The 7,067-nt window shown below is 50.6% G+C and carries 2 protein-coding genes and 2 pseudogenes; 3 read left to right on the top strand and 1 reads right to left on the bottom strand.

What is annotated here, in order from left to right; translation table 11 throughout:
- Positions 1-202 (top strand): annotated as a pseudogene (locus ACO0LF_RS30740) (hypothetical protein); the annotation flags it as partial.
- Between the two features lie 623 nt (positions 203-825).
- Here the strand turns inward: ACO0LF_RS30740 and ACO0LF_RS30735 are convergent.
- Positions 826-2,733: a hemerythrin domain-containing protein gene (locus ACO0LF_RS30735; protein WP_423021121.1), complete on the bottom strand. Its 1,908-nt coding sequence runs from the start codon at positions 2,731-2,733 to the stop codon at positions 826-828.
- 567 nt (positions 2,734-3,300) lie between these two features.
- Between ACO0LF_RS30735 and ACO0LF_RS30730 the strand changes: the two genes are divergently transcribed.
- The gene (locus tag ACO0LF_RS30730) at positions 3,301-6,312 is read left to right on the top strand and encodes a diguanylate cyclase domain-containing protein (protein ID WP_423021119.1); all 3,012 of its coding nucleotides are present in this window, start codon (positions 3,301-3,303) and stop codon (positions 6,310-6,312) included.
- A 464-nt stretch (positions 6,313-6,776) separates the two neighbouring features.
- Positions 6,777-6,993: pseudogene (locus ACO0LF_RS30725) on the top strand (glutathione-dependent formaldehyde dehydrogenase); the annotation flags it as partial.
- Between the last annotated feature and the right edge of the window lie 74 nt (positions 6,994-7,067).

Genomic DNA, 7,067 nt, shown 5'->3' with positions numbered 1-7,067 from the left:
CCGCTACACACGCATTCGCTATGCTGAAAATGCAGCATCTCAAAAAAATGCTCATAAATCCTTATCTGCTGAACAATGGGTAATTCATGGTGCCGGCCACGCTTGGTCCGGCGGTAATAGCCAAGGCAGCTTTACTGATGCATCAGGCCCAGACGCCAGCCGTGAGATGTTACGTTTCTTTTTATCGCAAGTAAGCAACTAGCGAGCCTTTTCAAAATGATGATTTGATTGACAGAAGTTCATACATAATCATGCTAAGGAAAAATAAAAACTCCGACGGCCTTAGCACTCGGGGTTTATGGGGTCCTACTTAAAAGTGCTTATAAGAACTTGAGAAACACCGCTTTCGGAAGTGAACGCGATTAATATTATTCGATCGAATGTGTTAAAACCGGGGATTTCGAGCAACGCTGAAGAATTTGCCGTGCGTAGTCTATAGCCGCTTGAAGTATTGGAGATTCGATGTCCCTCACCACCACCATCATCAATTGGCAGCTATAAATCGTGTCGGCCACACTACTTGGCCGACACGATCCCCAAAATTCCTGGGCAAGACAAATTTTTCTGTTGCGACTATACCAATTTTTATATGGCCAGAATGTCCACCGCGTGCTTGCTCAAGTGTAGTGTTAAAGTCTTTAAAGCGTATTAATACATCACTAGCGACTCTATACAGATCTTCACCCACATGTGTCATTCGCACTACAGTCTTTTCAGTCAATTACATTTGACGCGAAAAGGGATTGCTATTCGACATAGCAACCCCTTTCTTGTACATGTGCTTCAAGATCAAGTTAGTACTGCCATCTTAACAGTGCGGAACTATTATTGACGGTTTTCCCAACCACGACGTGCGGCTTCCGAATGTCCCTCAGAATCCCCAAACCAGCCCCCATGACCTTCATCTTGATTACTTTGACCACCGCGATTACCCGACGAACGATTGCCGCCTCTACCGTCGTCATTGTCGTCGCGGCCAGAACGGCTGGAAGATTGATTGCCACGTCGGGCCGCTTGCGAATGACCTTCTGAGTCGCCGAACCAGCCGCCATGGCCTTGACCACCGCGATTGCCAGTACCTGAAGAGCGGTTACCGCTCTTGTCATTGTCATCGTCGTCATCACGATTGGAACGGCTGGAAGATTGACTGCCACGGCGTGCTGCCTGAGAATGGCCCTCTGAGTCTCCATGCCAACCCTGACCTTGCCCCTGGCCGCCACGATTGCCGCTGTTACCTGAAGAGCGTCCACCATTTCTATCATTGTCATCTTCGTCATCACGATTAGAACGACTGGAGGATGATTGATTGCCGCGGCGTGCTGCTTGGGAATGCCCCTCAGAGTCTCCATGCCAGCCTTGGCCTTGACCGCCACGGTTGCTGCCATTACCTGAAGAACGGTTGCCGTTCCTGTCGTTATCGTCCTCATCGTCACGATTAGAACGACTGGACGATGATTGATTGCCACGGCGTGCTGCTTGAGAGTGGCCTTCGGAATCTCCGAACCAGCCACCGTGTCCCTGACCTTGGCCACCGCGATTGCCGCCGTTACCTGAGGAGCGATTGCCATTCCTGTCATTGTCATCATCATCGCGGCTGGAGCGGTCGGAGGACTGATTACCTCTGCGCGCTGCTTGCGAATGACCTTCTGAGTCGCCGAACCATCCTTGACCTTGACCACGGCCTTGACGATTGGATGAATCGTCGTCATAGTCGTTATCGTCACGGTTTGAACGCCCACTACCTGAGCGAGTTCGATTGTCTTCTTGATCTCGATCGTAGTATCCACCTCTGCCACGATTGTCGTCATCGCTGGTGAAGCGGCCTTGATCGTCGCGATCACGATTTCCAGATTGTGAGCTGGATCTGCCGCCATTGCGGCTGTAATTGTCTTGGTCGTCGTATTGATAATTGGATGCATTACGTCCATTTGACGAACCACCATTACCTTGGTTGGTGAAACGCCCTTGGTCATCCCGATTTTGTTGGTTTGCCATTGCTTGATTCTCCTTGATAGAACGATTGATAAAGTCTGGAACTTCGAGCGAACGGGGTATGGGAGGCTGCAAAATATCGCTTTCCCCCTGTGCCAAGAGCTCTTCTTTACGCGATGTAATGCGCTTTCCAAGCTCATTAAAATCAACTCCGGCACTACGAGCTTTGGCGAAGATCCCGTCGCTCGGCTTTTCTTCTTCGCCAACATGGTGTTTGATATATTCAGAGAGCACTTTTACCTTTGCATCGTAATAAGCACTGTCAATTGGTAGGGTAATAAGCTGTGTAATAAGAACTTTTGCACCGTCATGCTCAACTTGAGCTTCATCAAGCAGATCATCTTCAACGTCGGCCTCTCGGCATGCTGGATAAAATATTTCTTCTTCCAGTTGCGCGTGGACAATGAGTTCGGTGCATATCTGCTTGACCAACGTCTCTTTGTCCTCTTCATTTGCAGCAGATTCATATTGCTGAAATAGTTTTTCAACTTTGCGGTGGTCTGCCTTTAAAAGAGTTTCAGCATCTGCTTGCGCTGCTGGATCAGGCTTGGCGGATGCTGTCTGCACTTCTGGTTTGTCTTGGGACGTTGACGCGATCCCAAGTTTTGTTTGTGGTACCGAGGCAGGTTTTGCTTCAGAGCTTGAAGTAGATTTGCCTGCAGAGGTTTTTGAAGAACTGTTTTTTTTCGCCTGGCTCGTTGCTACAACAGATACATCGCTGGGGGTCTTCGTTGCCATCATGTGCACCTAATTAAGAGTTAATAAAGTGAACACAGTATTGTCGGAGGCACGACCGGACTCTGTGCGCAACCTCACATAGCGTAAGCGCGATAAATTGGCTTAATAGTCAATTATGCAAGTAATTAAAATGCGGATGACACAAAATTTGCAGCTCAAGATTTGCTGTTTTTCTGCCGGGAGAAAATTAATATATTTGTAATTACTATTTAAACAATATTGGCTCGTAATAAAGAAAATGTATTTAACCTTATGTAAGTTATTTCCTTCCGAATGAGAGCCTGATGGCTTACAAAATATTCGAAAAAAAACCGGTAATTGCTGAAATTTTAATTATGCTGTTAGTACAAGGTCGCTATTTCATTTCTAAACGGGGAGATGCAATGATCTAGCACGATTGCATGACCTTTACTCATCGCTGACGTGTATGCCATTCTTTCGTGCGCAAATACATCTCAGCGCGACAACCCCTTGGAGAATGTGTATATTCAAAATATGCACACTGGAAACTTTATTGTTCACATAGCATTCCGACGGCTCAGTTTGGCTGTACACCTTTTGGTTTTTTATTTGTTACTCAATAACACAAGCGCGATTGCTACAACGCCTGAGTTTTGGCCTGCCTTAGCGAAACCCACGTTCAATCATCATCCAGTCGTTGCGGGAGAGGTATTTATTCAAGACAGCAGCGGTTTCATTTGGATGGGAACCCAAAGCGGCCTTGTCCGTTGGGATGGCTATCACATGCGGCGTTTCACACGCAAGCATGGTGACCCAAAAGCTTTGCAGGATGGATATGTTAGCAGTTTGCTTGTTGACCACGGTGGGCGCCTTTGGATTGGCACTAGTTCCGGTGGGCTGGCGCGCTATGACGGCAAGATCGATGGTTTTATATCCTACTCTGCCGGTTCAAATGGGTTAAGCCATTCGAGCGTCTCGGCGCTAGCCGACGATGGAATCGGCGGAATCTGGATCGGCACTGGTGGAGGACTTGATCACATGGATGCCTCCGGAGTGTTGATCCAGGGTGGGCACGGCTCTGGTACCTTGGCGGCCGCCGACTTACCACAAGGCGGCATTAATGCTTTGCTGCTTGACCGCAGAGGCAGCCTTTGGTTTGGTACCCAACACGGATTGTTTCGCAGAACAAACGGTAGCAGGATCCTGATGCCAGTACGTCTAGAGGACGTTGACAATGCATCCGTTTCTGTGGGAAGACTCTTCGAGGACAGCACCGGGCGCATCTGGGCCGGCACACGGAATAATGGCGCTTTTCTCATCGATGTAGAAGCCAATTCGGCCCGCATCGTACATGAAAGTGGCGGGAAGACAGCCCTTCAAAGCCAGCGTGTATTTTCAATTGTCGAAGTGAATACCGACGAAATTTGGCTAGGCACGGAAGGTGCCGGTATCGTCTCGATTACGCCGCGAACCGGTGCCACCCACCGTATCCTGCACGAGATAAACTCGCCCGACAGCTTGCCTGGCAATGACGTTCGCGCCCTTTACCGCGAGCGCGGAGGCCTCATTTTTGTTGCGACCCCTGCGACGATGAGCGTGTACGATCCGCATCCTGAAGCCGTCCTTACCCTCCACCAAGCGGGCTTTGCGAACGAAAGCAACATGAGTATCCCGAGTATTCTTACGCGCCCAGACGGACGCGTGTGGCTCGCGGTGAGCGGTGGAGGCATTGATATTGTGGATCCAAGGGCAGGATCCGTGAGTCAACTGCTACCAGGTCAGCCGAGCGCAGCGACGAGCCTCCCGAGCGGGCGAGTGATCTCAATGACCAACGGCCCAGACGGCGCGGTCTACATCGGTACCCAGCAAGGCTTGTTTCGTCACGACGGCGTCAGGGGGCCTGTACGGCCACTTATCATTCCGGAACGCTCTGCGGGGGCTCCAGTGTGGGCTGCCGTGTTCCAAGGGGAAGACTTGTGGATTGGTGGGCCCGACGGAATTTGGAAGGTCGAATTGCAAGGCGGGAAGGCCACGCGATTGCTGTACCATGAAGCAGACAGCCTGGAAGATTCGCGTGTGACAGCCTTGCTAGTTGCCGCGGATGGGACACTATGGGTCGGCACGAAAGCTGGGCTTGCCAAGCTAGATGACATTAGTGGGAAGGTACAGCGGTTTTCGGGCGACAGCGGTACCGGAGCCCCGCTTGCCCCAGGCTTTGTATCTTCATTGCTGATTGACCGACAAGGGCGCCTGTGGGTCTCGATCTTCGGCATTGGCATTGCCATTCTAGACAGAACGGATAGCCAGGGAAAGCCACATTTCCGGCTACTTACCATGGCAGAAGGCTTGCCCCATTCTGGTGTCAATGCACTGCGCGAAGACCGGGAAGGCTTCATCTGGGTGAGTACTGACGATGGCTTGGCCCGTATCGATCCAGTCACGTTTAAGGTTCGCGCACTAGGCTGGGCCGAAGGCGTAAAAATTTCTTCGTACTGGACCAACTCCAGTGCTATCAGCCACACTGGCGAGCTGATGTTTGGCGGCACTTCGGGCCTGACGGTGGTGCGCCCGGAGCGGCTAACGGCATGGAACTACGAGGCGCCGCTGGTTGTCACGGCCGTATCAGTGAACGACAAACCGGTGCCCGCTCAGCCTTTCAATGAAAACATCACTGACGTAAAGCATCGCGCTGTGATTGGGATTACCGCTGACGGCCAGGAGCGAGGTTTTGCAGTGGAGTTTTCCGCTCTCGATTTTTCGGCACCTGAGCGCAACCGCTACGCGTATCGCCTACTCGGTTTTGACAAGGATTGGATCAGCACAGATTCGTCGCTACGCCGCGTCAGCTACACTAACCTACCCCCGGGCGAGTACACGCTGCAATTGCGCGGCTCAAATCGTGATGGCGCGTGGTCGCCACCGCTGGAACTAGCAGTGTTAGTCGCTCCGACGTGGTATCAGCGCAGGTGGGTCCATACACTCAGCATTATCGGCATTGTCACCCTGTTGGGATGTCTGTTCCAGGTGCGAACATCTTACCTGCGGCGGCGCGAGCGCGAGCTACAGGAAATGGTGAACCAGCGTACCGCCGAATTGCAGACCAGTCGGCACCTGCTTGAAGTGATGGCTTATTCGGATCCGTTGACCGGAATACCAAACCGGAGGTGTTTTACCGACGAACTGCGGCATATGGCTGCCAGGGCTGCGCGAGAACATGACAAGTTCACATTACTTCTCATCGACCTTGACCACTTCAAGCAGATTAATGATACCCTCGGGCACGATGCTGGCGATGCCTTGCTCAAGGAAGCTGCAGAGCGAATAAAGCTTGCAATACGCGAATCGGACCGTCTGGCGCGTCTGGGCGGCGATGAATTCGCAGTGTTGCTTCCCAAAACCAGTGACTACACCATGCTTGATCTGATTTGCAGCCGCATTTTGGCGAGCATGGCGCAGCCGATTTCTTTCGGCCCGCACTCGATGCAAATTAGCGCAAGCATTGGCGCGGCAGTTTTTGAAGGCCCGGACGCTGACCTTGAAGAACTTTATAAGAATAGCGACCTCGCTTTGTATGCAAGCAAAACCGCTGGGCGAAACGGATGGAGACTGCACGGCCATTAGCGATAATTGATTAGTCGGCTCGGGCTAGCCGATGGCTAAAAGGAAAAGACGTTGGTTCCCTGCTTGGTATGAACGTCAAGACTACATCATTGACGCGGTTGCGGCGTTGAACCACGAATCAACCGCCCGGCGAGGTCCTCCCACTGCATATCAATCATGGATTACACCAAGGCAAAGTAAATCTTAGATTTCAATGCAAATCCGCACCAGATCGATGGTAAGACTTTGACACATAAAGAAAATTCTCTACCGCACCTCTGGTGCACGAAAGATACGATACCCCCATTTTTTAGTCCCATTTACTGTCAATTCCCAAAACGGTAATTGGTCATTATTTTTACAACATATGCGCTTTGTTTTTCATAATCGCGAATAAATTTCGGAAATCATCGTCGCAAGTCATTGAATAATATCGGAATTTAATTAACGGTGTCAAATTGCACGAAAAGTAGGATTACCCCGAGTTTGCCAGGGAAACCTATGGCATTGTCCCCATCAATTTTGATGATAATGACTTTGCTGAATTCATTATCAGTGATACACAAGGTCGTGGTGTTGATGCCGTGATTGATGCTGCCGGTTTTTGAGGCAAAAGGCAGTGCGCTGGAAACCGTGCTGACTGGTCTCAAGATTGAATCTAGGAGCGGTAGTGCCTTACGACAATGTATCGCTGCCCGACGCTATCAACGCTTTAAAGACTTTAGTCAATCCTTCTTAGTCGAAATGTGAAAAACGTTTGGGACGTTATTACATAA

It is taken from the genome of Undibacterium sp. Di27W (assembly GCF_049340345.1).
Taxonomy (GTDB): domain Bacteria; phylum Pseudomonadota; class Gammaproteobacteria; order Burkholderiales; family Burkholderiaceae_D; genus Undibacterium.
This window is presented reverse-complemented; position numbering and strand designations above follow the sequence as displayed.